22 protein-coding genes are annotated in these 24324 nt (G+C 68.1%); 6 read left to right on the top strand and 16 right to left on the bottom strand.

All coding sequences use genetic code 11. The features are described from left to right. Positions 1 to 9: 9 nt before the first annotated feature. The 14 genes from AC1Q7Q_RS18280 to AC1Q7Q_RS18215 form a co-directional block, all read right to left on the bottom strand. Positions 10 to 828 carry an enoyl-CoA hydratase family protein gene (locus tag AC1Q7Q_RS18280; protein WP_492376425.1) on the bottom strand — a complete coding sequence of 273 codons (819 nt, stop codon included), beginning with the start codon at positions 826 to 828 and terminating at the stop codon, positions 10 to 12. Positions 829 to 847: 19 nt separating this feature from the next. After that, entirely contained in the window at positions 848 to 1957 is a 1110-nt protein-coding gene (locus AC1Q7Q_RS18275) for an NAD(P)H-dependent flavin oxidoreductase (RefSeq protein ID WP_492376424.1), read from the bottom strand. Next, entirely contained in the window at positions 1954 to 2844 is an 891-nt protein-coding gene (locus AC1Q7Q_RS18270; RefSeq protein WP_492376423.1) for an enoyl-CoA hydratase, read from the bottom strand. Before AC1Q7Q_RS18270 ends, AC1Q7Q_RS18275 begins: the two co-directional genes overlap by 4 nt. Before the next feature lie 8 nt (positions 2845 to 2852). Further along, positions 2853 to 3656 carry a CoA-transferase subunit beta gene (locus tag AC1Q7Q_RS18265; RefSeq protein ID WP_492376422.1) on the bottom strand — a complete coding sequence of 268 codons (804 nt, stop codon included), beginning with the start codon at positions 3654 to 3656 and terminating at the stop codon, positions 2853 to 2855. 26 nt (positions 3657 to 3682) lie between these two features. After that, entirely contained in the window at positions 3683 to 4573 is an 891-nt protein-coding gene (locus tag AC1Q7Q_RS18260; RefSeq protein ID WP_492376421.1) for a CoA transferase subunit A, read from the bottom strand. Positions 4574 to 4577: 4 nt separating this feature from the next. Next, on the bottom strand, positions 4578 to 5474 hold the full coding sequence (locus AC1Q7Q_RS18255) for a VOC family protein (protein WP_492376420.1): 897 nt from the start codon (positions 5472 to 5474) through the stop codon (positions 4578 to 4580). Positions 5475 to 6475: 1001 nt separating this feature from the next. Continuing rightward, a complete protein-coding gene (locus AC1Q7Q_RS18250; protein ID WP_492374022.1) occupies positions 6476 to 8104 on the bottom strand; it encodes a FadD3 family acyl-CoA ligase in 1629 nt (542 codons plus the stop codon). Position 8105: 1 nt separating this feature from the next. Beyond that, positions 8106 to 9134, bottom strand: a complete 1029-nt coding sequence (locus AC1Q7Q_RS18245; RefSeq protein ID WP_492374023.1) for a 2Fe-2S iron-sulfur cluster-binding protein — start codon at positions 9132 to 9134, stop codon at positions 8106 to 8108. Between the two features lie 11 nt (positions 9135 to 9145). Beyond that, the gene (locus AC1Q7Q_RS18240) at positions 9146 to 9913 is read right to left on the bottom strand and encodes an SDR family oxidoreductase (protein WP_492374024.1); all 768 of its coding nucleotides are present in this window, start codon (positions 9911 to 9913) and stop codon (positions 9146 to 9148) included. Next, positions 9897 to 11678, bottom strand: a complete 1782-nt coding sequence (locus AC1Q7Q_RS18235) for an FAD-binding protein (protein ID WP_492374025.1) — start codon at positions 11676 to 11678, stop codon at positions 9897 to 9899. The genes AC1Q7Q_RS18240 and AC1Q7Q_RS18235 overlap by 17 nt, the downstream gene beginning before the upstream one ends. Before the next feature lie 27 nt (positions 11679 to 11705). Continuing rightward, the gene (locus AC1Q7Q_RS18230) at positions 11706 to 12224 is read right to left on the bottom strand and encodes a flavin reductase family protein (RefSeq protein WP_045240863.1); all 519 of its coding nucleotides are present in this window, start codon (positions 12222 to 12224) and stop codon (positions 11706 to 11708) included. Between the two features lie 25 nt (positions 12225 to 12249). Beyond that, positions 12250 to 13992, bottom strand: coding sequence for an FAD-dependent oxidoreductase (locus tag AC1Q7Q_RS18225; protein ID WP_492374026.1), 1743 nt, complete (start codon positions 13990 to 13992; stop codon positions 12250 to 12252). 19 nt (positions 13993 to 14011) lie between these two features. After that, a complete protein-coding gene (locus AC1Q7Q_RS18220) occupies positions 14012 to 15205 on the bottom strand; it encodes an acyl-CoA dehydrogenase family protein (protein WP_492374037.1) in 1194 nt (397 codons plus the stop codon). A gap of 121 nt (positions 15206 to 15326) precedes the next feature. After that, complete coding sequence (locus tag AC1Q7Q_RS18215) at positions 15327 to 16478, bottom strand: LLM class flavin-dependent oxidoreductase (RefSeq protein WP_492374027.1); 1152 nt, start codon at positions 16476 to 16478, stop codon at positions 15327 to 15329. A gap of 223 nt (positions 16479 to 16701) precedes the next feature. On the opposite strand from AC1Q7Q_RS18215, the gene AC1Q7Q_RS18210 reads away from it, so the two are divergent. After that, the gene (locus AC1Q7Q_RS18210) at positions 16702 to 16857 is read left to right on the top strand and encodes a hypothetical protein (protein ID WP_492374028.1); all 156 of its coding nucleotides are present in this window, start codon (positions 16702 to 16704) and stop codon (positions 16855 to 16857) included. 14 nt (positions 16858 to 16871) lie between these two features. Next, a complete protein-coding gene (locus tag AC1Q7Q_RS18205) occupies positions 16872 to 17231 on the top strand; it encodes a VOC family protein (RefSeq protein ID WP_492387194.1) in 360 nt (119 codons plus the stop codon). 6 nt (positions 17232 to 17237) lie between these two features. On the opposite strand, the gene AC1Q7Q_RS18200 is transcribed toward AC1Q7Q_RS18205, so the two are convergent. Continuing rightward, complete coding sequence (locus AC1Q7Q_RS18200) at positions 17238 to 18425, bottom strand: helix-turn-helix transcriptional regulator (protein WP_492374030.1); 1188 nt, start codon at positions 18423 to 18425, stop codon at positions 17238 to 17240. Between the two features lie 373 nt (positions 18426 to 18798). Between AC1Q7Q_RS18200 and AC1Q7Q_RS18195 the strand changes: the two genes are divergently transcribed. Genes AC1Q7Q_RS18195 through AC1Q7Q_RS18185 form a run of 3 tightly spaced genes read left to right on the top strand, consistent with a single transcriptional unit; the run spans position 18799 to position 21721 of the window. After that, positions 18799 to 19608 (top strand): SDR family NAD(P)-dependent oxidoreductase, encoded by an 810-nt coding sequence (locus tag AC1Q7Q_RS18195; protein WP_492374031.1) that lies wholly within the window; start codon positions 18799 to 18801, stop codon positions 19606 to 19608. A 56-nt stretch (positions 19609 to 19664) separates the two neighbouring features. After that, a complete protein-coding gene (locus tag AC1Q7Q_RS18190) occupies positions 19665 to 20612 on the top strand; it encodes an alpha/beta hydrolase (protein ID WP_492374032.1) in 948 nt (315 codons plus the stop codon). Next, positions 20609 to 21721, top strand: a complete 1113-nt coding sequence (locus AC1Q7Q_RS18185; protein ID WP_492374033.1) for a 3,4-dihydroxy-2-butanone-4-phosphate synthase — start codon at positions 20609 to 20611, stop codon at positions 21719 to 21721. The genes AC1Q7Q_RS18190 and AC1Q7Q_RS18185 overlap by 4 nt, the downstream gene beginning before the upstream one ends. Here the strand turns inward: AC1Q7Q_RS18185 and pdxR are convergent. Then, entirely contained in the window at positions 21664 to 23169 is a 1506-nt protein-coding gene (pdxR, locus tag AC1Q7Q_RS18180; protein ID WP_492374034.1) for a MocR-like pyridoxine biosynthesis transcription factor PdxR, read from the bottom strand. The two genes, AC1Q7Q_RS18185 and pdxR, sit on opposite strands and share 58 nt — an antisense overlap. 89 nt (positions 23170 to 23258) lie before the next feature. Between pdxR and AC1Q7Q_RS18175 the strand changes: the two genes are divergently transcribed. Next, the gene (locus tag AC1Q7Q_RS18175; protein WP_492374035.1) at positions 23259 to 24068 is read left to right on the top strand and encodes a glutamate racemase; all 810 of its coding nucleotides are present in this window, start codon (positions 23259 to 23261) and stop codon (positions 24066 to 24068) included. Positions 24069 to 24324 lie beyond the last annotated feature (256 nt).

Raw genomic sequence — 24324 nt, 5'->3', positions numbered from 1 at the left:
CTGGCCACCTCAGGCGTTGACGGTAGGAGCCTGCGCCGCGAAGCGCGCCTCGCGCCCTTCCACGAAGGCGGCGCGCGCCTCGTCGGAATCCGCGCTCATATAGGCTTGCAGCGTGAAGCCCTGCTCCCAGCGGTACTTGTCCTCGAGATTGCCGTCCTCCACGCCGTTGAGCGCCTCCTTGGCCAGGCGCACCATGGCCGGGCTCTTCCGGGCGATCCGCCGCGCCATCTCCAGCGCGGTATCGCGTAGTGCCGTGCGCGGCACCACCCGTTCCACCGCCCCCAGGCGGTAGGCCTCGGCGGCGTCGATCATGTCGCCGGTGAAATACATCGCCCGCACCTTCTGCACGCCAAACATGCGCTGCAGGTGGGCACCGCCACCCATGGCGCCACGGTCGATCTCCGGCACGCCGAAGCGCGCGCACTCGGCGGCGATCAGGATGTCAGCCGCGCCGCAGATGCCGATGCCGCCGCCGAGCACGAAGCCGTGCACCGCCGCGATAACAGGCTTTGGATTGCGGTGGACCGCGCGGAAAGTGGCGTAGTTGCCGGCGTTGACCGCCACGATGCGCTGCGGGTAGGCCGCAAGCTCCTTGATGTCGACCCCGGCGCAGAAGCCGCGCCCCTCGCCGCGCAGCACGATCACGCGCACGGCGTCATCCCCGCCGAGCCGCTCGATGGCCGCCGCCAGCGCATGCCAGCCCGCGCTGCCCAGCGCGTTGACCGGGGGATGGGCGATCGCCAGTTCCGCCACGCCGTCCCGCACCTCGATGTGGAAGGGCTCGGTACCGTCCTGTGCTACAGGCTCGCTTGATCTCGTCGTTGTCATGAACGTCTGCCTTCAATATTCAATAGATGGCTTGGATGGGGTTGCTGCGTTCCGGCCTGGCGCTGGCTGGTCCCGCCAGGGCAGCCAGGCGCGCCTGGGCCTGCGCGGCGATGCGGGCAACAATCTGCTCGCAGGATTCAATGGCGCCGATGACCGCCGCGGCCTGTCCGCTTGGCAGCACGCCTTCGTCGGGATGGCCTTCGACCATGGCGCGCTGGATCAGCACAGGCGCGTTAGCCGCCATCAGCGTTTGCGCCGCGGTGTAGTCGTGCTGGCGCAGCGCGCGCCAGCCAACCGCCAGCATCTGCACAAGCCCCATGCCGCTGTGCCGGCGCCACTGGCGGGCGGTGGCCAGCGCCATCAGCGTGCGGCGCAGCGGTCCGGCCTGCTCCAGCGCCAGCAGCAGGCGGTTGTCGATCATCCGCTGCGGCAAGCCGTCGATGGCAAGCGAGACGCGGATCTGCGCCGCGTCCCGGACCGCCACGTAGCGCGCCAGCGTTTGCGCCGGCACCGGCGACTCACTCGACATCAGGAAGCGCGTGCCCATGGCGATCCCCGCCGCGCCGTAGGCCAGCGCCGCCGCCAGCCCGCGGCCGTCGAAGAAGCCGCCCGCGGCCACCACCGGCACCGCCACCTTGTCCAGCACTTGCGGCAGCAGCAGCGTGGTGGGCGTGCCACCCGTATGCCCGCCGCCCTCGCCGCCCTGCACGGTCACCACGTCAGCGCCCAGTTCCACGGCCTTGGCGGCGTGCTTGGCTGCGCCCACGGTGGGCATGCACACCACGCCCGCGGCCTTGAGCCGGCCGATCATGGCGGCGTCCGGCCCGCGCCCGTAGCTGACCGCGCGCAGCCGGTGGCGGATGGCCATCTCGACTACCTCATCCGCGTTGGGCTGGAACATATGGAAGTTGATGCCGAAGGGCTGGCCCGTGAGCGCCTTCACCCGCAGGATCTCTTGCTCGACTTCGCCCGGCTCGATGGTGGCGCCGGCCAGGAAGCCGAAGGCCCCGGCATTGCTGGTGGCGGCCACCAGGCGGGCATCGGCCACCCAGCCCATCGCGGTCTGCACGATCGGGTAGCGGCAACCCAGCAAGTCGCACAGCACGGTATGCAGGGGCGCGCCGCTCATGCCGCCTTCTCCTCGCCGGTGCGTTGCGATGCCGCCATGGCGCGTGCATCAAAGCCGCCCAGCTTGTCGCCGCTGACCAGCTCGTTGTGGGCGTGGGCGAAGTGGTGCCAGGCAAAGGCGGCATCCATGGCGGCGCGCTTGCCCTGCAGTTCTTCCACGTGATTGATGGCCTGCTTGGTGAGGCTCAAGCCCAGCCGTGGCATCTGCGCGATCTTGGCCGCCATGCCCTGCGCAGCGGCATCCAGCGCCTCGCGCGGCACCACGCGGTTGACCATGCCCATCTGGTAGGCGCGCTGGGCATCCATGCGCTCGCCCATGAAGAGGAATTCCTTGGCGATGCGCGGGTTGAGCTCGTAGGCGTGCGCGAAATACTCGACGCCCGGAATGCCCATGCGCACCACCGGATCGGCGAAGAAGGCATCGTCCGACGCGACGATCAGGTCGCACACCCAGGCCAGCATCAGGCCCCCGGCAATGCAGGCACCGTGCACCATCGCGATGGTCGGCTTGGGCAGGTCGCGCCAGCGCCGGCACATGCCGAGGTAGACCTCCTGCTCGCGGGTGTAAAGCATCTCGCCGCCGGGCTTGCCCACATGGTCGGGCCAGAGCGAGACGCGCTCGAACGACTCGCCAATGTCGCGCCCCGGCGTGCCGATATCGTGACCGGCCGAGAAGTGCTTGCCGGCGCCGCGCAGGATCACGACCTTGACCGCGTCGTCCGCAGCCGCGCGCCGGAAGGCCTCGTCCAGCGCGTAGGTCATCTTGGAGTTCTGCGCGTTGTGGTACTGCGGCCGGTTCATGGTGACGGTGGCCACGCCGTCGGCCGCTGCATAGAGCACCTCGGCGTTGGGGCCCAGCCCGAGGGATTCGGTGGCTTGCGATGACATGGTGTTCCTCACGCGCCGCGAACGGCCGGGTTGTCGCGCACGATGGTGGCACGCAGGTTGTGCGGATCGAGCCGGACGATGACGGCCAGCTCCTCCGCAGTGGGCGCGGCCGTTTCCGGCAGTATTTCTCCGGATGCGTTGGCCAGTGCGAAGCCTGTGGCTGCCCGCACCTGCTCCAGGCTGACGCCGGGATGCAGCGAACACACGCGGATGGCGTGATCGGGACCGGTGAAATCCATCACGCACAGGTCGGTCACGATGACCCGCAGGTCGACAAAGCTGCGCATGCCTTCGATCCGGCGCGCCGGGTTATAGCCCACGCTGCACACCATATCGACCTCGCCGGCGACAAAGGCGCGCGGGCTATGCGCCGGCACAAAGAAGGAGTTGGCGTGGTGGATGCTGTTGCCGGGAAAGCCGCGTGCGCCGAGCAGCTGCTTCTTTGGCCGCGCATGCGTGCCGCCGAGCATGGAGATATTGGCCTGGCCGAAGCGGTCGATCTGGGTGGGCATCACCAGCGCATGCCGGCGCCCGCCCCACAGGCAGTCGAACACGCGCGCATAGCCCATCCAGCCGCTGGCGCGCACCTTGAAGCCCGCCTCGCGGCGCCCCAGCGGCACCGGCTCTTCCACCAGGTAGGCTTCGCCGTCGGTCAGCATCAGGCCGGGGTTGTGCAGCAACCGCGCCAGCCCGGCCGCGATGCGCGGGCCGGTGCCGATGCCGGTGGCCATGACCTCGCCGTCGTCGCGCCAGGCGCGGGCCGCGGCGGCGATCATCAGTTCGGCGAGAGTGAATTGTTGAGTGGCGCTCACGATGGCTCCTTCTCCTTGTGACGGGTTCAAAGGACCGGCAACGGCAGGTCCAGCACGTGGCCCATGCCACCGATCTTGTCCAGGTAGCCGGCTTCGGTGTCGCCGATCACGTCCTTGCGGTAGGTGGCGAAGCCCGCCGCTTGCTCGGCGCTGGCGCAGTAAGCCTTCAACTGCGGCAGGTCAAAACCATAGGCAGGCCCGCAGGAAGTGGGATGCGCACCGCCCGGTGCGTGCACCACGCCGCTGACGAGCGCGCGCTCGAACGGGTTGTTGCGCGCCCGCGCCAGGTCTTCGTCCTCCAGGCGGCCGTGCAGGACCTCGCAGCTCACATAGCACTGGCCGGCCGCCCGCGCGAACCATTCGTCGAAGAAGGGATCCGGGCCGTCGATGCGGGTATTGCCCAGCACATCGCTTTCGTTGACGTGCAGCAGCGCGGCGTCCAGCGCGATGGCCGGCATCGCCAGCAGGACTTCGCCATCGGCGTAGGGCGAGCGGACGGTCTTGAGCTGGGGGTTGTGGGCCAGCACGTCGGTCCCGAGCCCGGCGCGCGTCGGCAGGAACGGCAGGCGCGCGGCGGCGGCGCGCAGGCCGAGCTGCAACATGCCCTCGTCGAGTTCCCAGACGTCGATTTCCCCCCGCTCGCGCGCCCCTCGAAAATGCGGCTCCAGCGGGATCACGTCGAGCGAGACGAAGCCGAACACCACCTTGCGCACCTTGCCGGCAGCGCACAGCATGCCGACTTCCGGGCCGCCGTAGGCCACCACGGTGAGATCCTTCAGCGGCGAGCGCAGGATTTCCCGCACCAGCGCCATCGGCTTGCGGCGGGGCCCCCATCCACCGATGCCGATGGTCATGCCATCGGCGAGGCGGGCGGCCACTTCGGCCGCGGTCATGGTCTTGTCCAGTGTCTTGAGCATAGTTCTAGCGATATCCGATGCTGAAATCGTGGCCCCACAGGCTGACCCGGGTGGCCTCGTAGGCGGCGTGCTGGCTCCAGTCGACCACCAGCCCGCCGTAGCCGTACTCGAGGTCGAAGCCGCCGGGCGTCTTCATGTAGAAGGAAACAACGCGATCGTTGCAGTGCTGGCCCAGCGTGGCCGAGAGCGCCACGCCATGCTGCTGCGCGCGGTCGAGCGCGCGGCCCACCTCCGTCATGTCCTGCACCTCGGCCATCACATGGATGCAGCCGCTGGGCGCGCTCGCCTCGAAGATGGCCAGGCTGTGGTGCCGCCCGTTGCCGCAATGCAGGAAGTGGATGCGCTTCTCCGGCTCGGCCGGATCCGTGGTGAAGCGCGCGCGGAAGATATCCGACAGGCCGAAGCCCATCACATCGCGCAGGAAGGCATAGGTTTCGTCGAAGACGGGGGCCGGCAGCACGGAGTGCCCCGCGCCCAGCGGATCGGTGACGAAGCACGACACGCCGATGGGCGAGACAAAGCGCAGGAAGTCCGAACGCATGCCCCAGAAAATCTCGTGCCGGTTGCCGGAAGGATCGGTGAACCACGCCATGGCCTGGGTGCGCCGCTGGATGCGCTCGGTCTCGCTGGCATGGGTGACTTCCACGTTGGCCGCGCGCAACGTTGCAAGCGCGTGGTCGAAAGCCGCCTCGCCGGCCAGCTCCCAGCCCGATGCCAGGTAGCGGTCCTGCTTGCCGGGTACGATCAGGTAGCGGTAGTCGCGCTCGTCCATCTTGAGGTAGAGCGCGCCATGGGGGGCGTTGGTGCACGCCATGCCGAGCACTTGCTCGCCGTAGTGGCGCCAGCGTTCGGTGTCGGTGGACTCGACGACGATATAGCCGAGTGCTCGGATGTCCATCATGCTGCCTCCTCGCTGTTCTTGGAATTCATTTGCTGCCGGGTTGGGTGCGGCAGGTTGGTGAAGCCATTGTTCAGCGGATGCGGGATGTGTACATCGTCTGTTGGGACTAGCCTTGTGGGATTGGTTTGCTGTTTCTAGCTCCACTGGCGCGGGTTTTGGCGTTTTTGGGGTGGGGTTTTCCTGCTTCTAGCTGCTGATGCAGATTAGCGTGAGTGGGCGGTGTTTTGGGGCTTCTAGCTGCTGTCGCGGCTGTACGGGGTTGGCCGTTTTAGAACGTGTGAGATGTCACTTTTCTTTACTCGTAAAGAGAAGTAACCAAAAGAAAGCGATCCTTGCAGGAGGCTGGCTTATTGGGATTACGTAGCCCGGTGGTTTCGTCGTCAGGCCCTGGGTTCTAATGAACTCGTGTCGTTACCGGTTTAGAGCACCACGCTCCAGCAAATGACGCTGGTTTCGTGGTGAGGCTGCTCGGTAGCGGCATCTCTGCTCATTCATGCATCTGCCGATACCGGCGCAACGTCCCACGATATATCATGCCATGATGGTTTCGTGGTGGGGTGGGCGCGGTGGTGAATCCCTCAGAACTGTTCCGGCGGTGCCACCGCGCCCACGACGGAAACGGAACGCTTGCAACTTCGTGGCCCGTCACCCCGCGAGCGACAGACGGCTTGAAATTCGTAGTGGCCGCTACCGGGGGGACCACCACGAAACCCTGGGCATTGGCTGGGTCGTGGTGCTCTAAAGCGGTAACGACACGAGTTCATTAGAACCCAGGGCCTGACGACGAAACCATTGGGCTGCGCAACCCCAATAAGCCAGCCTCCTGCAAGGATCGCTTTCTCTTGGTTACTTCTCTTTACGAGTAAAGAGAAGTGACATCTCACACGTTCTAAAACAGCCAACCCCGTACAGCCGCGACAGCAGCTAGAAGCAATAAAACCCCGCCCACCCACGCTCGTCTGCGCCAGCAGCTAGAAGCCTCAACCCAGCCCCATGTCCCATCACCCCTCCCGCAACCTGTACTTGAGAATCTTGCCCGCCGCGCTAGTCGGCAACGTCTGCACAAACACCACCTCCCGCGGCACCTTGTAATTAGCCATATGCCGGCGCGCCCAGTCAATCAACTCATCGGCACCAACCTTGCTGCCATGCCGCAACACCACAAAAGCCTTGCCTGCCTCGCCGAGGCGCTCGTGCGCAACGCCCACCACCGCCACCTGCGCAATCGCCGGATGCGACACCAGCAGCTTCTCGATCTCAGCCGGATAGCAATTGAAGCCCCCGACGATAAACATGTCCTTGATACGGTCGGTGATCCGCAGGTTGCCACGCACGTCCAGCGTACCGACATCGCCCGTGCGCAGCCAGCCACCCGCATCGATCGCTTCGGCAGTGGCTTCCGGCAGCTGGAAGTAGCCCCGCATCACGTTGTAGCCGCGCACCGCCACCTCCCCGGGCTCGCCTGCCGGCACCGGCAGGCCGTCGCTATCCAGGCAGCGCAGCTCGATACCGGGCATGGCGCGGCCCGAGGTCAGCGCCACGAGATCGGCATCGTCTCCGGCGCGGGTCAGCGTGGCGAACCCACACGATTCCGTCAGGCCATAGCCGGTGAAGATTTCGCGAAAGCCCAGTTCGCGCTGCATGCGCTGGATCAGCACGGGCGGGATCGCCGACGCGCCAGTCACCGCGACGCGCAGCGAGGACAGGTCGAATTCCCGCAAGCGCGGATTGTTCAGCAGAGTCTGGTAGAGCGTCGGCGGGCCGGGCAGCACCGTGATGCGCTCGTTCTCGACGCGGGTCATCACCGCCTCGGCATCGAACACCAGGTGCGGCAGGATGGTGGCGCCGCTGACCAGCGCCGCCAGCCACCCGGCCTTGTAGCCAAAGGTGTGGAAAAAGGGATTGACGATCAGGTAGCGGTCGCCAGCTTCCACGCCGGTGATCGAGGCCCAGCCGTGGATGGCCTGCAGGTTCTGCGCATGCGCGGTCATCACGCCTTTCGGGCGGCCGGTGGTGCCCGAGGTGAACATGATGTCCATCAGGGTGTCGCCGGTTACGGCACGCTCGCGCGCACGGAACTCCGCCTCGCTGGTCCGCGGTGCCAGGGCCAGGAAATCTGCCCATGCAAGCTCATCCGGCGCCATCTGCCGCCCCGCGCGCGCGCGCAGCACCACCACGCGCTCCAGTGTGGCGGGCCGGTGCGGCGCCAGCATTTCCGGATAGCTCTCGCCGAGGAAGTCGTCGATGCAGAACAGCACCCGCGCGCCGCTATCGGCCAGGATCGCGCCGGCCTCCATGCCCTTCATGCGGGTATTGATGGGCACCAGCGCCGCCCCGACGCTGTGCGTGGCCAGGGCGGCGACGATCCATTCCGACAGGTTGGGCGCCCACACGGCGACCCGGTCGCCAGGCACCACGCCGAGCGCGAGCAGGGCACGCCCCGCCTGCGCGCGCAGCGCGTCCAGCGCCGTGAAGCTGAGCCGCAGCCCGTCCTCCTGGATGGCGATGCGCGCGCCGTGGCGCGCGGCAGCTGTGCGTACCAGCTGCGGGATGGTGGCGGGAACGGTCTGCCCCGCGCTGGCGGCGTCGGCCAACCCCTGGGCGGTGTCGATGGTGTCGGTTGTCATCATGTCAGTCGGGAAATTTCAGGTGCAGTTCGCTGCCGGCCGCGCGGGCCTGGCAGGCCAGGGTCCAGCCGGCCTCGCGGTCGGCGGTGTCGAGCACATGGTTTTCGCCCAGCGTCGCCTCGCCGTGCGTCACCTGGCACATGCAGGCGCCGCACAGGCCGGTGCGGCAGGAGTTCGGGGCCGCAATGCCAGCGCGCAGCATGGCGTCGAGCACGGTCTCGCCGGCCTGTGCGTGGAGCCGGTGGCGTACGCCATCCAGCTCCACCTCCAGCGCAGCCGCAGCGGAAACCGGCGGGGCCGCTTCTTCGGCCTGCCCTGCGGCGGGCGGCGGCGCGCCGAAGCGCTCCACGTGAATCCGCTCGCGTGCCACGCCAAGGGCCTGCAAGGCGGCCTGGGCACCGTCCATGAACGGCCCCGGCCCGCAGATAAAGCAGTCGGCATGGCCCCACGGCGAGGCCAGCGCTTCGAGCTGGGCCTGCGAGGGCGGCCCTTGCACGCTGTCCAGCCAGTGGATCACGCGCAGCCTGTGCGCGTGGCGCGCGGCCAGGTCGCGCAGCGCGTCGCGGAAGATCACGCTGCGTTCATCGCGGTTGGCGTAGATCAGCGTGACGTTGCCGCCGCCATGGCGCAGCGCAGCCTTGGCGATCGACAGCACCGGCGTGATGCCGCTGCCACCGGCGAACAGCAGCAGGTCGCCATCCAGGCTGCGTGGCGTGAAGACGCCCGCGGGCGGCATCACGTCAACCGTGTCGCCGGCGCCGAGCTGGTCGCAGATCCAGTTGGATACGCGCCCGCCGCGCACGCGCTTGATGGTCACCCGCAGCGCGTTGTCGACCTGGGGGCTGCTGGACAGCGAGTAGCAGCGCTGCTGCGCGGCGCCCTCCAGCGGCACCTTGAGCGTCAGGAACTGGCCTGGCCGATAGGCGAAGGTATCGCGCAGTCCTTCGGGCAGTTCGAACACCAGCGAGCTTGCCTCGTCGGTCTCGGCCACCACCTGGGCGATGCGCAGCGGGTGGAATTGCGCTTGCACCATGATGTCCGCGATCAGGCGATGCCCATGATGGTCTGCGCATTGTCGATGCGCAGCTCGGCGCCGTTGACGTAGCGCGACTCATCGGAGGCCAGGAACAGCACCAGGTTTGCCACGTCGCCGGGCAGGCACATGCGTTGCATCGGATCGCCGCCCGCTTGCTCATGGGTGGCCGGGGCGTCGGCCGCGCCCTGCATCAGGGCAGCCGTCATCGGCGTCAGGATGCCGTCCGGATGCACGGAGTTGCAGCGGATCTTGTAGCCGCGCTGCTTGCAGTAAGCCGCCACGCTGCGGGTGAGCGCGGTGACCGCACCCTTGCTGGCGCTGTAGGCGCAGAACATGCTCATGCCGCCCAGCGCCGCCACCGAAGACATGTTCACGATGACCCCGCCGTTTTGCTTCATCGCGCCCACGCCATACTTGCAGCCCAGGAAATAGCCGTCGGCATTGATGCGCATGATGCCCTGCCATTGCTCCAGCGTGGTGTCCTCCACCGAGCCCAGTGCCAGCACCGCGGCGTTATTGATCAGCACGTCCGGCGCGCCGAAATGCTCCTGGGTGCGCTGCATGACCTGCTGCCAGCCGGCTTCGCTGGCGATATCGTGGGGCACGAAGATGGCGGCGTCGCCGATTTCGCGCGCCACGGCGTGGCCGGCCGCCTCGTTCAGGTCGGTCAGCACCACGCGCGCGCCCTCCCGCGCCAGCAGCAAGGCGTCTTCCTTGCCGACGCCGCTGGCGGCGCCGGTGACGATGGCGATCTTTCCTTCAACTCGGTTGCTCATGGCTTGTCTCCTTGGTGTGTTCGTCGATGTGTTCATTGCGGCCCGGCTGGTCCGCCAGGGCTGCCAGGGCAACGAGATGGCGCCCGGCATTGCGCCCCGACCAGATACAGTCGGCGAGCGAAAGGCCGCTCACGTAGTGATTCGATGCGATGCCGACCGCGGTGCGGCCGACCGCGTACAGGCCCGGGATCGGCGCCGCCTGGCCGCCGGCTCCTTCCGCCAGCACCTGGCCGCACGCCTCGTCCACGCGCAGGCCGCCGAGGGTGATGGCGGGACAGGGAAAAGCGCGGCTATGCGCGGAGATATCGATGGCCAGGTAGGGCCCGCGTTCCAGCGATGCGCACATCGCCGCGGATTTCCCAGTGGGGTCGGGCAGCTCGCCGCGCGCCGCCGCGTTATACGCAGCCAGCGTCGCCAGCAATGCCGCGCGCGGCATGCCCAGCTTGTCGGCCAGCAACGCGATACCCGGCACACGCGTGGCGCCGAACAGCATCAGCATGATGGCGGGCACGCGCTGGAAGGCCCAAAGGCGTCCGGTGACGCAATCGCGCAGGGCCGCGCGCGCCAGCCCGGCGTTCAGGATCAGCCAGGCGCGGCCCCCGTGCTCCTCGCAGATGGCGTGGCCCAGCCGCGCGCCGTAGACTTCCTCGTTGCCGATGCGCGCGCCTTGCGCGTCGACCACGCAGCCGCGCGCCCAGTCGAACGGCGGATTGATGAAGCGCCACGCGGAAACACGCTCCAGGTGGCGCGCCGCCGCCCCGACCGACAGGCCGAGGCGGATCCCGCTGCCATCGCAGCCGGTCGTGCCCAGGCGCCAGTTGCGGCGGTACTTGGGCGCATGCGCGGCCACCATGGCCGGGTTGAAGATGAAGCCGCCGGTGGCCAGCACCACGGCGCCGGCACGCACTGCACAGGGCAGCGCGAAATCGTCCTCCAGCTGCGTCACGCGCCGGCGCAAGGCATCGGCCAGCGCCGGGGAAAGGTTGTGCAGGCGCTCGGCCCAGCGCGCCAGGCGGGCATGCCGGCGTTGCAGGCGGCCCGGCGGCAAGCGCCGGAGTTCCACGCCAATGACGATGCCCCGTCCATCGACAATCAGGCGGCGCGCCGCCGCGTGGCGCATCACGTCCACCCCGGCCTGCGCCTGCACCGCGCGCCGCAGCACGCCGTACAGCACGTGACCGGACATGCCGCTGCCCTGGCAGCGATGGCCGCGCGGCGCAGGCTCCGCGTGGCGCGCGTACTCCGCCACGGCCTCGTTGCCCGAGTAGTAGAGGTAGTAGTCCTGCGCGGGATACGAGGTCTTGCGTGGCGGCACGGTGGCGGCAAAGCGCGCACCCAGCTGCTCCAGCCAGCCGATCATGCCCGCGCTGTGCGCGCAGAAAGCCTGCAGCGTGGCATTGCCCACGGCATCGCCAACCTCCTGGCGCAGGTAAGCCGCCATGGCCTCGGGCGTGTCACGGTAGCCGGCGGCGTGCTGGTAAGGCGTGCCACCGCCGGCATACACGACGCCGCCGCTCCTGGCGCTTGCGCCGCCGCCTTCGAAGCGCTCGGCCACGATCACGCCGAGCCCGCCCCGAGCAGCTTCCAGCGCCGCGCAGGCGCCGGCCGCGCCGAAGCCGATCACGGCCACGTCGCAGCGCGCATCCCAACGGTAGGCGTCCGGGTCGGCGACGACCAGCGGCGGCAATACCGCGTTGACGCCGCCGCAGGCGGGATCAGATGCGAGATCAGAAGCGGGATCGGGAACGAAGGCGTTGGCGGTCATCGCGCAGGCTCCGGCACTGGGTTCACCTTACGCCGCCCGCAGGCTGGCCAGCGGCGCCGAGGTGGAGTAGGCGCCATCCACATAGACCAGCGGCGCCACCTCCCCGGCCAGCCGGACTTCGCGCAGGCGGCCGATAAAGACGGCGTGGGTGCCATAGTCGAAACGGCCGTCCTGCTCGCAGATCAGGTTTGCCTGAGCATCCCGCAGGAAAGGCACGCCCAGCGGGTCGGCCTCCCACTGGCCCGTGGTAAAGCGGTCCTCGCCCTTGAGCCGGCCACTGCAATCGACAGCAATGTCGCGATGATCGGCCGCCAGCAGGTTGACGCAGAAATCCACCCCGGCATTGAGGGCCGGGTAGATCGAGGCATTGCGATGGATGCAGATCAGCAGCGAAGGCGGGTCCGCGGACAGCGAATCGACCGCGGTGACCGACATCGAATAGCGGCGCTCGCCCTCGCGGCAACTGACCACCGCAACCGAGCGCGCCATGCGGCGCATTGCCATCAGCATATCGTCGCGCAGCGACGGGGAAATAGTCTGGTTCATCATGCCTCCTGCCTGTGTGATGGTATTAGTCCGCTTGGCCCTGCCCGGCCGCCCCGCCCGCCAGCACATCGGCGGCGATCAGGCCGAAGGTCATGGCCGGCCCGATGGTGGAGCCCGCGCCCGGATAGCTGGCGCCCATCATCGAGGCGCTGGTATTGCCGATGGCGAACAGCCCGTCGATGGGCGAGCCGTCCTCGCGCAGCACGCGGGCGCTGGCGTCGGTCGCCAGCCCGCCCTTGGTGCCGATATCGCCAGCGTCGATGCGCACCGCGTAGAACGGCGCGCGGCCGATCGGCGCCAGGCACGGGTTGGGACGGACCTGGGTGTCGCCGTAATAGGTATCGAAGACGTTGTCGCCCTTGCCGAAATCCTCATCCACGCCTCTCGCCGCAAAGCCGTTCATGCGCTCGACGGTGTGCGCCAGGCCGCCCGGGTCGATGCCGGCGAGCCGCGCCAGCGCGTCGAGCGAATCGGCGCGCAGCAGGACGTCCGCGAAGGGGGCCGGGATGCGGCGGTCCGGCATGACCGAGCCGGGCAGGATCGGCCCGCAGGGATACTTGCGGCGGAAGGTGGCATCGAACACCAGCCACGCCGGCACGCTGCAGCCCGTCCGCTCGTGGTCGCGGTACATCGCGGGCACGAACTCGGAGTACGGCGCGGCCTCGTTGACGAAGCGCCTGCCCTGCCCGTTGACCACGATGCAGCCGGGCAAGGCGCGCTCGACAAAGATCGCGCGCTGCTTTTCCTCGCCGCTGACCTTCACCGTTGGCGCGCCCCAGACATGCGACATCAGCTCCAGCGCCGCGCCCGCGCGCTGCGCGGCCTGGATGCCGTCGCCGGTGTTGTGCGGCGGCGTGGCGCTCCACTCGGCCCGGCTGGGATGCGGCAGGTATTGCTCGCGCATGGCCTGGTTCCGCTCGAAGCCGCCCGCGGCCAGGATCACGCCGCGCCGGGCTTCGATGCGTACCTGCGCGCCATTGCGCCGCGCCAGCACGCCGGTGGCGCGCGCCGCGCCGCCGTGCTCCTCCACCAGCAGGTCTTCCAGCGCGGTATCGAGCCACAGCGGGATGCCGCGCTTCATCATGGCGTGGCGCAAGCCGCCCACCAGGCTGTTGCCGAGCGTGAGCCGGCGGTCGCGCGCGGTGCGGCGGCGCCAGCCGAGATCCAGCCAATAGCGCCCGAACTGCCGGGCCGCCACGCCCAGCCAGCCCCGGCTCTTGCTCAGCATGGCGTGGGCCTCGGCGGAGGTCACCGCCACCCGGCCCGCCACCAGCGTCCCCGGCGAAGGCGGCCGCAGCCGCGCGAACTCCTCGCCCAGCTGCGCGCCGTCGAACGGCATCGGATCCAGCGCGCGATATCCGGGCAGCGCGCCCGGCAAGCGCTGGAAGTAGTCGGCGTAGCGCGGCAACGAGTAGTAACGCACCGCGGTGCGCTGCTCCAGGTAGCTAAGCATGCGCGGACCGTGCTCGAGGTAAGCACGCAGCTTGGCGGGCGTGGAGCGGCCTTCGGTGCACGCCTCGAGATAGGTGAGCGCGGCGTTGTAGCTGTCGCTGCCGCCCGCTTCTTCGATATGGTGGTTGAGCGGGATCCAGATTCCGCCGCCGGACACCGCCGAGGTACCGCCATACAGGCCGCTCTTCTCCAGCACTACCACGGACAGACCGCGATCCGCCGCGCGGCAGGCGGCCAGCATGCCGCCCGCTCCTGAGCCGACCACCACTACATCAAACACCGCGGTGCCGCCTGCCTGCCCTGTGCCCTGGTTCATGTTCCGCTCCACGCCGGCCTCAGATAAAGAAATCGGTGTTGGCGCGGCCCATCATCACGCCGCCCAGGTTCTGGCCGAAGCGATCCAGGTTGTTGGCGTAGTGGGCACGCGCCGCATGCAGGTCAAGGAAGCGGCGTACCAGCGGATTGGTGACGTAGATACCGTTGCCGCCGGCGTAGCGCAACAGGCTGTCGGCGAGTTGCGCGCACCGCTGGGCCACCTGTGACGACTGGTAGCGGAAATGCAAGCGGCGCGCGGTATCGAGCTGCTCGCCCCGCTGCGCCGTTGCCATCAGTTCGTCGAAATTGCGGTGCAGGATGGTGCGCATCTCATCGATGCCGGCCGCCGCGTTGGCGCAGGCGAGTTGCGCGCCGCCGTCCTCGGCCGTCCTGCCGCCGCTGTTGGCGCTGACCCGGCCATCGGCATAGGCGATGAAATCGTCGAGCCCGCCTTCCAGCGCGCCGATGCAGGCCGTGCAGACGGCACGCACGAAGATCTGGGCGAACGGCAGCTGGTACAGCGGTGCCTGGTTGAGGGACAAGCCCGGGCTGGTGCCCTTGGCGCCGTCGATGGCGCTATGGGTGCGGTAGGCCGGCACGAACACGTCGTCCACCACGATATCGTGGCTGCCGGTGGCGCGCAGGCCCAGCACATCCCAGTTGCGCACGATGGTGTAATCGCTGCGCGGCAGCAGGAAGGTGCGGTACTCGGGCGCGGCGCCGGCCTGCTGCGGCGGCACCAGGCCGCCGAGGAAGATCCAGTCGCACAGTTCGCTGCCGCTGGAGAACTTCCAGTGCCCGGAGAAGCGGAAGCCGCCGTCCACCGGCACCACCTTGCCCACCGGCATATAGGTCGAGGCGATCAGGGTGGCGTTGTCCGCGCCCCAGACGTCCTGCTGGGCCTTGCCGTCGAACAAGGCGAGCTGCCAGTTGTGCACGCCCACCACGCCATAGACCCAGGCGGTGGACATGCAGCCCTTGGCCAGGGCCATCTGGATGTCGAAGAAGGTCTGCGGGTCCAGTTCATAGCCGCCGTAGCGGCGCGGCTGCAAGACCTTGAAGAAGCCCGCGGCCTGCATGTCGGCCACGGTTTCGGCCGGGATGCGCGATTGCGCCTCGGCCTGGCCAGCGCGCTGCGCCAGCACCGGGATCATTTCGTGCGCGCGGCCGATCAGTTCGGCCGCCAGTCCTTCGGGGTAGTTGTCTCGATGCACCGCCATCTCCTCTTGCCGGCCACCGGGCCGGTCTTGTCGTGCCTTCATGCTGGCATCGCCGCCGCCCCGCGCCATCGTCCGGGGAGACTAGTCGCGCAGCAGCGATGGTCCGATGGCTCGCTCAGGCGAGCGCGCGCAGCTTGCGGCCCTGGGCGCGGAAGTGCGGGATCACGTGCTCGCCGATATTGCGGATGGTTTCGAGCTGGGCCCATTGCGGCACCGTGCCCATCTGGCAGATGAACAGGATCTCGTCGGCCCCGGCGTCGATCAGGCGCTGCACATAGCCGATGCAGTCCTCCACCGTGCCGTAGGCATGGTTGGGGTTGAGCATCATCATCGACGGATCGCTGAAATCCACCGTGACCTTCTCCGAGGCGAAGCTGGTCTTGATCACGGCCTTGCCCTGCGCGTCCTGGTCGGTGATGTTGTCCACATCCCAGCCGTCGGGATTGGGGCGCTCGCCGCCGGCATACCAGTACGCCAGCGACTCCATGAAGTAGCGCTGCCCCTTGATGCCGATCTTGCGCGCCGCCACACCGTCTTCCAGCACGATGGTCGGGCACAGGGCGGCAAGATGCTGGTGAGGACGGAAACCAACCTGGTCCTTCGCCTGGCGCGTCTCGTAGGCTTCGCGATAGATTGCATTCTTCTTCGCCACGTCTTCCGGGCCGCCAAAGCCGAGCACCAGCGCGCCCATGCCGCGCGCGCCGGCGCGCTTGAGCGTATCGGCGTTGGTACAGGCCAGATACATCAGTGGGTGCGGGTCCTGGCGTGGCTTGGGATGGATGGGGCGGCGCGGGATCTTGATGAACTCACCGTCGTGCTCGATCTCGTCCTGGGTCAGGATCTTCGGGATCAGGTACATCGCCTCGTCGATCATCGGGTGCAGGGTTTCGAGGTCGTAGCCAAAGGTGCCCGCCTCCTGCTGCGTACCGCCCTTACCCACGCCGAAATGCACGCGCCCGCCGGAGAGAATGTCGAGCGTGGCCACGCGCTCGGCTACCTTGACCGGATGGTTCATCGCCGGCGGCAGGCAGACCACGCCGTGACCGATGCCGATGCGGCGCGTGCGCCCGGCCACAAAGGCCAGGAAGGTCTCCGGCGCGCTCATGTGCGCGTAGTTGGTCAGCGCCGTGTGCTCCACCGCCCAGACGACATCGAAGCCCATGTCCTCGGCGAGCTCCACCTGCTCCATGATTTCGTCGAACACCTTGTGGTCGCCGGCGCGCGACGCGTCGACAGTCTGCGCTTCGTAGATCAGCGAAAATCGCATTGCAGTCCCCTTCCTTTGCATTTGGTTTTCAGGCCATCGGCCGGAAGCGCCGCCGCGTTGTCGTGGCGGGCGGCGCCATCGCCGGCACCGTCATTGCTGGCCTGCGTAACCGCAGTGTGTGCGGCCGGGGAAAGTGCGGCATCGTCTGATTGGATTATGCGCAGCGGCGCCGTGTCCCTATCATGTCCAGGACCACTCACCACATGCACACGGATACGCCCTCATGAAGATTCCTCCGCTTCGCCAGACGTTGCTGGCCGCCCTGCCGACAGGCACCGCGGCGCACGCTCACGCGCCCGACATCCTGCTGTCCGGCGACGACGGTGATCAATCGCTCAATATCCGTGCCGTGTGCCGCCAGGCGGCGTCCGCCGGCTGACAAGGAGCGCAAGCATGCAATCGAACCTCTTGCTTTACCCGGTGGACGATATCGATGCCGCCCTGCCGTTCTTCGAGCAGGGCCTGGGCCTGACGGTGAAGTTCCGCGATGGCGGGCGCTATTGCGCGCTGGACGCCGGCCCCATCACGGTAGCGCTGGTGGCTGGCGAAGAGCGGCTGGTCTCCCAGCCCGCACTGGCATTCCGGCTGGAAGCGGGCGAGGATATCGCCGCGGCGATCGAGCGCCTGCTGGCGGGCGGCGCGCGCGTCGCGCAGCCGCTCGCCAGCGGCCCGCACGAGCTGCGCGCGGTGCTGACCACGCCGCAGGGATTCCCGCTGGTGGTCAGCGCCAAGCCCGCCAGGCCGGCGGGCTAGCGCGCTTTAGCCGAGCGCCACCACGCTGCTGAGCAGCATGCGCACCAGCGTGGCCTGCCGGGTCACGCCGGTCTTGGAGAAGATGGCGCGCAGGTGCGCGCGCGCCGTATTCTTGCTGATGCCGAGCTCCTCGGCTGCTTCTTCCAGCGCGAGGCCGTTGGCCAGCTGCAGCGCAAGCTGGGTTTCCGCCGGCGTGAAATCGAACAGCTTGCGCACCACCTCGTGCGAAGCCTGCGACTTGCGCTCCGGGTCGCGAATGAAAATCACGCACGAAGGCCGGCGCTTATTGTCTTCCGACCACTCGCTCAGCGGAATCGTGCGGATCAGCACGCCCAGCTTCGCGTTGCCCGAAGGCCGCGTGATCGACATCGCCTCCATCACCGCCGGCGCGGTGCCGATATGGCCCATGATGGCTTGGCGCAGCAAGCGCTGGAACTGGCGGTTCTCCTGCGCGTACTCGACATCCAGCGAGCCCCTGGCGATACGGATGCCGTCCTTGTCGGCAAGGATTTCGTCCGCGGCCGAATTGGTCCGCATGATGGCGCCGGTCTCGTCGAGTATCGCCATGCCGACCAGCATGCGGTCGATGGCGCTGGCGTACAGGGTGCGCTCCGACTCCACCACATCCATGCGCGAGTGCAGATCGACCGCGCGCCGCAGGTGCGGCAGCAGCACCGCGCAAATGGCTTTGTCCGCTTCCGAGAAGTCCGGCGCGTCGACGTTGCGGCAGACACGGAGTCGGCATTCCACGCCATCGTCGGTGCGGATGTCCGCGCCCATCATATAGCGCACGCCTAGCGGCTTGAGGAACTGCTGGTACAGGTCGCTGTTGCACCACGCGCTGGTGCCAATCTGCTCGTCGATCGTCACCACCCGGTCCGCGGGCAGGTCGACGAAGGGATCCATCGCGTAGTAGTAGTTGTTGTACATGGTCTCGCCGGGCAAGGTGTTGCCGCCCTCCTCGCTGGCATGCACCATCAGGCCCGCGCGGTCGCTTGCCGGCGAGCGCAGGATCAGCGTGACGTAGTTCGCACGCAGGTGGGTGCGGATGAGTTCCAGCGCCTTGCTCCATGGCACCTGCTCCATGGCCCCCTGGTAGATCTTGCCAAGCAGCGTGCTGAGATCCGCCAGCGAGAGCGCCACCGGCGCGTAGCAAAGCGCCGCTTCCTGGCTGTGGCTTGCCTCCATCAACATACCTCTTGTCTCCCGTTATCCACGCCAGGCTCTGCGGCCGGCGTTCGCCATGACAGGGGCGCTGCGCGCCCCGGCGGTTCCCGATTATATGGATCGCCACTGCGCCGGTGGCGGCATTGTGCGTCATGGTTTGCACCTATTCGCGCGCCATGTGATGCCGCCGCTTGCGGATAGGCCAGACCTTACCCTCCTGCCGCGCGCTCACATACCGCAAACGGACTAGGTGACTCCCCCCTCAGGGCAATCCCTGAGCCTGCCTTGCGCCTGGCACCTCACTCAAACAGACGATGCGAAGGCCCGGCCGCGCCGGTAGAAATGGGCAAACGCAATCCAGCGCGCCATCCCTTCCAACCACTTCGCGAGGAGACCTGCCATGGCGGCAAACGAGACCGGAAAGACCGCAGTGATCACAGGCGCCGGCGGCGGCATAGGCCGGGCCCTGGCCCACGCGCTCGCCGCGCAGGGTGTGGCACTGGTGCTGGCGGACAAGGATGCCGACGCGTTGCGGCGCGTGCACGGCGAACTGACGCACCACCGGCAAACGATAGGGACGCTGCAAACCGATGTGGCGCAGGCTGCCCAGGTCGAGCAGCTTTGCGCGCGCAGCTTCGCACTGCTGGGCCGGGTGGACCTGCTCTTCAACAATGCCGGCGTGCTGGCGACCGGTGCCTGCTGGGAGCTGGATGCCGCCGTGTTCGAGCGCGTGCTGAACGTCAACCTGTGGAGCGTCATCCACAGCTTGCGCGTCTTCGTGCCTCGCATGGCGGCGCAGGGCAGCGGGCATATCGTTAACATCGCCTCAATGGCGGGTCTTGCCGTGGGCCCCTGGCTTGCGCCCTATACCGTGTCCAAGCAGGGCGTGGTGGCGTTGAGCGAAGGGCTGGCGATGGAGTTGCAGGCGGCGGGCCTGCCGCTCAAGGTATCGGTGGCATGCCCAGGCCCGGTGGCCACCGGCATTGCGCTCGACCTGCCGGCCGGCGCGCAATGCGGCGTCGGCGGCATGAACCGGGCGCTGCAGGCGAGCATCGCGCAGGGCATGCCAGCGGCAACCATGGCCCGGCACATCCTCGACGGCGTGGCCGCTGGCGATTTCTGGATCCTGCCGCACGCCGAAGCCGCCGCCGCCGCGCAAGCGCGCGCCAACGGCATCGCCAGCGGCAGGGCGCCGGCCTTCGCCTTCTGAAGCGCCTGCCTGGCCCGCACCCCTGCACTTCCTCCCGTCCGCATCAGGAAAAACCAATGCAATTCGACCCGCAAGTACGCGCCCTGCTCAACGCCATGGCGCAGTTCCCGCCACTCGACTTCACCACCATCACGCCAGACGCCTACCGCGCCGTGCTGGCCGCGCACCCCGCGTTCGCGCCGGGGGATGCGGTCGCGGAAGAACGCGAACTGCGCGTGGCCGGCGCCGCCGGCCCCTTGCCCGCCCGCCTCTACCGCCCACATGGCAATGGCCCCTGGCCGCTCACGGTGTTCTTCCACGGCGGCGGCTTCGTCACCTGCGGAATCGATACACACCACAATATCTGCCGCTCGCTGGCGAACCGCGCGGGCACCCTGGTGCTGTCGGTCGGCTACCGGCTGGCGCCGGAGGCACGCTTTCCCGCGGCTGCCGACGATGCCTGCGCGGCGCTGCGCTGGAGCGCGGCGCACGCCGCTGAGCTGGGCGCGCTGCCGGACAGGCTGGCTGCCGCCGGCGACAGCGCGGGCGGCAATCTGGCCGCGGTTGCGTGCCAGCAATTGCGTGGCAGCGTGGCGCTGCGCCACCAGTTGCTGCTTTATCCCTACCTGGATTGCGCGGATGAATCCGGCAGCTGGCGCACCTTCGCGCAAGGCTGCTTCCTGACCGAGGACATGTTGCGCTGGTATGCCCGCCACTATCTCCCCGAGCCACCCGACCCGCGCCATGCCGCCGATGTACGCGCCAGCCCGCTGCGCGAGCGCGAACTGGCGGGCGTGGCACCGGCCACCATCATCACCGCCGAATTCGACCCCCTGCGCGACCAGGGCGAGGCCTACGGCGCCGCCATGCAGCATGCCGGCGTGGCTGCCGCCATCCATCGCTGGCCTGGGCAGATTCACGGCTTCATGAGCATGCAGGGCTTGCTGGAGGCAGCCGACGCGGCACTCGACCTGGCGGCGGCAGCCTTGCGCGCCGCCTTTGCCGACGAGCGGGAGGCGGCATGAGCGCCACACCGATCGGCGACGTGCTGCGCGCCATCGCCACCGGCCAGCGGGTCGTGGTCATCGAGGACGACACCGAGCAAGCCAGCGGCTGCGTGCTGGTTGCGGCGGACCAGGTCAGCGAGGCCGACGTCAACTTCATGGCGGCGCACGCGCGCGGCCTGGTCTGCCTAGCCATCACCGAATCCAGGCGGCGGCGGTTGAGCTTGCCGATGATGGCGGGCGCAGGCAAACAGCGTGAGCCGTTCACCGTGTCGATCGAAGCGGTGGAAGGCGTCTCCACCGGCATCTGCGCCGCCGACCGTGCGCTGACGATGCGCGTGGCCAGCGCCGCGCATGCGAGTGCCGGCCACCTGGTCCAGCCAGGGCACGTCTTTCCCATCGTGGCGCAACCAGACGGCGTGCTGCGCCGCGCCGGCTTTGCCGAAGCCTGTTCGGATCTGCCAAGGCTGGCCGGGCGCGAGGCCGCGGGCGCCTACACAGTGTTGCTGGACGATGCCGGCGAGTTGTTGCGCGGCGCCGCGCTGCTGGCCTTCGCCCGCGAGCACGGCCTGATGGTCTGCGCGATCAGCGACCTGATCCATCATCGCCTGCTGGTGGAAGGCGCGCTGCGCCGCAGCCAGAGCGGCCGGCTGGCCACGCCCTACGGCGAGTTCGCGGTGCATGCGTACTACGACGCGCCCCTCGACGCGGTGCACCTGGCGCTGGTGCTGGGCCGGCCGGAGCTGGGCAAGCCGGTGCTGACGCGCGTGCAGACGGTGGAGACCTTACGCGATGTGCTCGCGTTCGAGCCAGCGCAAAACCAGGCAGGGTTCGCGCCGGGCTGGAACCTGGCACGATCGCTGGCGCGTATCGGCACGGAGGGCTGCGGCATCCTGGTCTTGCTGGCCGAACGCGAGCCGCCTCACCAGCTACTCGAACAGGTCTCCCGCCTGGGTCAAGACAAGGGACAGCCCGCGCCGCCATCGTTCGCGCAGCGCGCGCTGGGCGTGGGGGCGCAGATCCTGCGAGACCAGGGTGCGCGCAAGCTGCGGCTGCTGAGCCAGCCGGTGCCCTATCGCAATATCGCGGGATTCGAGCTGGAGGTCACCGAGTTCGTGCCGCCGACCTGAGCCAGTGCGGCTATCTCCCGCGCCAGCCGTCTCGCCGCGTCGCGCAGCACATCGTCCTGCGCGGCGGCGTAACCGATCACCAGCGCTGGCGGCATTGCCCGCTCCCGGCAGAACTCGCCCAATCCCTGCAGCGTCAGCTTCGCGCCGGCGCAGGCTTGCACCACATCGTGCTCGCCGATGCCTTCCGGCAACCACAACACGAAGTGAAACCCGGCGTGCTCGCCGCTGACACGCAGGTGCTCGCCCAGCACCGCGCGCAGTTCCGCCAGCACGATATCGCGGCGGCGCAGGTACACGCTCCGGGAGACGCGCAGGTGGCGAGACAGCGCACCGGAGCGGATAAAGGACGCCAGCGCCAGCTGCTCAACCAGGCTGTTGGAGCGCCCGGTGGTAGCACGCAACTGGCGCAGCGCGGGCCGCAAGGCGTCCGGCATCACCACGTAGCCAATGCGCAGCGACGCATAGAGGCTCTTGTTGAAACTACCGCAGTGGATCACGCGATCAGCATGATCCAGCGCCTTGAGCGCGGGCAGCGGCGCGCGGCTGTAGTTGAACTCGCTGTCGTAGTCGTCCTCCAGGACCCAGGCGTCATGCGCCTTTGCCCAGTCGAGCAACGCCAGCCGCCGGCTCACGGACATCGTCAGGCCCAGCGGCGCCTGGTGAGCGGGCGTGACGTACACCAGCGCAGCATCCGCATGCTGGCGGATGCCATCCATCGAGATGCCCTCCTCATCGACCCGCACCGGCGAAATGCGCGGCGAGGACAAGCTGAAGAGCGGTACCGCCGACAGATAGGCCGGATCCTCCAGCAGCACGCGGCCCTGCTCGCGCAACACCACGCGGGCAGCCAGGTCGATGGCTTGCCGGATACCGGTCACGATCATCAGTTGCCCGGCGTCGCACCGAATGCCGCGGGTCACCCGCAGGTAGGCGGCGATTTCCCCGCGCAGTGCGAGGTCGCCGCAGGGATCGTCGTCGCCTAGTTGTTGGGCGGACAACGACCGCAGTACGCGGCTCACATGGCTTCGCCATTCGTCGAGTGGAAACAAGGCGGGATCGGCCAGGCGGGCCACGAACGGCAGGCCCGCCACGACGCGCGTCGGCAGCGCCACGGCTGTCGGGGGAGCAATGGACTGCGCCCCGGGGTGGCTGATTTCCTGCAGCGAGAACTCTTCAGGCAGCCTGGCGCTCACGCGCGAGCCCGAGCCGACCCGGCTCGATATATAGCCCTCCAGGCGCAACTGCTCGAACGCCAGTTCGACAATCCCCCGCGACACCGCCCAGCGCGCCGCCAGCGTACGGGTCGACGCAAGCCGCGCGCCGCGCGGCAGGCTGCCGCCAAGGATGGCCTGGCGGATGCTGCGATACACCCACGCTTGCTTGGCTTCGCCCGCACTCCTTGGCAGCACAGCCAGGTCCAGCACTTCGGCGTCCCGCATCTTCGGCATAAATGGCCCAATTAAAATTGCTTGATTCGGCACTTTTAATTGTACCAATCTGGCGCGATAGTCCTTGCGAACCCACTCACTGAATCGTCATGGAACCCTTCGCCACATTGCATCAACCCATTGGTGTCTTCGATGCCGGCATCGGCAGCTATGCCGCCGTCCGCCTCCTGCAGGAACGCTTCCCGAACCAGGACCTGATCTATCTCGCCGACCGCGCCAGCTTTCCCTATGGCGGCAAGGACAGGCAGGCCTTGCTGGACGCCACCGCGCAAGCCGTGCAACGCCTGCAGGGGCTAGGGGCGAGCGCCATCCTGATGGCGTCCAACGCACCCTCGGTCACCGTGCTGGAGGATTTGCGCCGCACCGCCAGCGTGCCGCTATTTGGCGTGGTGCCGCCGGTTGCCGAGGCCCTGGCGCTGTCGAAGTCCGGGCAAATCGGGGTGCTGGGGGTGCGATCGTTGGTGGAAAGCGCCGAGCTTGGCGCGTATATCGCGGCGGCCAGCCGGGGGCGCGGGCAAGCGTTCTCGTTCAATGCCTCCGCGCTGGTCGAGCTGGTGGAGTCGGGGGCGTTCCTGACCGATGCCGCGCGCACCGGCGCCGAAGTCGATGCATTTGTGCGCGCTATCCTCGCCACGCACCCGGAGATCGACGTCTTTACCTTGTCGTCCACGCACCTGCCCTGGCTCAGCGATTATTTCCAGCGGCTGTTTCCCGGCAAGGCCTTCGTCGATCCGGTACGCGCCTCGGTGGAAGCGCTTGCGCCGCTATCGACAACCGGCACTGGCCGGGTTGTTTGTGCGGTTACGGAGAACCGGGTGCATACGGTGTTGGATTTTCGTTTGATGTTGGCGGGTATGGGGATTGAGTTGGATGTGGTGGTGGTTGGGGAGGGGATTTAGGGGTGGTCGCTTCTTTGAACGGCGTTGGTTTTTGGACCCAAGGGCCGTACGACATCTGCCTGCGGGGTTGGTCGCTGTTTGTTTGAGCGGCGTTGGCTCTTGCACCCAAGGGCCATACGACATTGCTCTGCTGGGTTGGTCGCTGTTTCTTTGTACGGCGTTGGTTGTTGCACCCAAGTGCCATACGACATCCCCCTGCGGGGGCTGCCGGTCACTCTTCTTTGCGTCGGCAAAGAAGACTAACGAGAAGAAAGCC

This window comes from Cupriavidus sp. GW823-FHT07A04, from assembly GCF_058794615.1.
The sequence above is the reverse complement of the archived record's forward strand: the minus strand, read 5'-3'. Positions and strand labels throughout refer to the sequence as shown.

Bases quoted from the DNA above. Each gene is read 5' to 3' on its own strand.
- AC1Q7Q_RS18280 (WP_492376425.1), bottom strand. From the start codon at position 828: ATGACAACGACGAGATCAAGCGAGCCTGTAGCACAGGACGGTACCGAG.
- AC1Q7Q_RS18275 (WP_492376424.1), bottom strand. From the start codon at position 1,957: ATGAGCGGCGCGCCCCTGCATACCGTGCTGTGCGACTTGCTGGGTTGC.
- AC1Q7Q_RS18270 (WP_492376423.1), bottom strand. From the start codon at position 2,844: ATGTCATCGCAAGCCACCGAATCCCTCGGGCTGGGCCCCAACGCCGAG.
- AC1Q7Q_RS18260 (WP_492376421.1), bottom strand. From the start codon at position 4,573: ATGCTCAAGACACTGGACAAGACCATGACCGCGGCCGAAGTGGCCGCC.
- AC1Q7Q_RS18255 (WP_492376420.1), bottom strand. From the start codon at position 5,474: ATGATGGACATCCGAGCACTCGGCTATATCGTCGTCGAGTCCACCGAC.
- AC1Q7Q_RS18250 (WP_492374022.1), bottom strand. From the start codon at position 8,104: ATGATGACAACCGACACCATCGACACCGCCCAGGGGTTGGCCGACGCC.
- AC1Q7Q_RS18245 (WP_492374023.1), bottom strand. From the start codon at position 9,134: ATGGTGCAAGCGCAATTCCACCCGCTGCGCATCGCCCAGGTGGTGGCC.
- AC1Q7Q_RS18240 (WP_492374024.1), bottom strand. From the start codon at position 9,913: ATGAGCAACCGAGTTGAAGGAAAGATCGCCATCGTCACCGGCGCCGCC.
- AC1Q7Q_RS18235 (WP_492374025.1), bottom strand. From the start codon at position 11,678: ATGACCGCCAACGCCTTCGTTCCCGATCCCGCTTCTGATCTCGCATCT.
- AC1Q7Q_RS18230 (WP_045240863.1), bottom strand. From the start codon at position 12,224: ATGAACCAGACTATTTCCCCGTCGCTGCGCGACGATATGCTGATGGCA.
- AC1Q7Q_RS18225 (WP_492374026.1), bottom strand. From the start codon at position 13,992: ATGAACCAGGGCACAGGGCAGGCAGGCGGCACCGCGGTGTTTGATGTA.
- AC1Q7Q_RS18215 (WP_492374027.1), bottom strand. From the start codon at position 16,478: ATGCGATTTTCGCTGATCTACGAAGCGCAGACTGTCGACGCGTCGCGC.
- AC1Q7Q_RS18210 (WP_492374028.1), top strand. From the start codon at position 16,702: ATGAAGATTCCTCCGCTTCGCCAGACGTTGCTGGCCGCCCTGCCGACA.
- AC1Q7Q_RS18205 (WP_492387194.1), top strand. From the start codon at position 16,872: ATGCAATCGAACCTCTTGCTTTACCCGGTGGACGATATCGATGCCGCC.
- AC1Q7Q_RS18200 (WP_492374030.1), bottom strand. From the start codon at position 18,425: ATGTTGATGGAGGCAAGCCACAGCCAGGAAGCGGCGCTTTGCTACGCG.
- AC1Q7Q_RS18195 (WP_492374031.1), top strand. From the start codon at position 18,799: ATGGCGGCAAACGAGACCGGAAAGACCGCAGTGATCACAGGCGCCGGC.
- AC1Q7Q_RS18190 (WP_492374032.1), top strand. From the start codon at position 19,665: ATGCAATTCGACCCGCAAGTACGCGCCCTGCTCAACGCCATGGCGCAG.
- AC1Q7Q_RS18185 (WP_492374033.1), top strand. From the start codon at position 20,609: ATGAGCGCCACACCGATCGGCGACGTGCTGCGCGCCATCGCCACCGGC.
- pdxR (WP_492374034.1), bottom strand. From the start codon at position 23,169: ATGCCGAAGATGCGGGACGCCGAAGTGCTGGACCTGGCTGTGCTGCCA.
- AC1Q7Q_RS18175 (WP_492374035.1), top strand. From the start codon at position 23,259: ATGGAACCCTTCGCCACATTGCATCAACCCATTGGTGTCTTCGATGCC.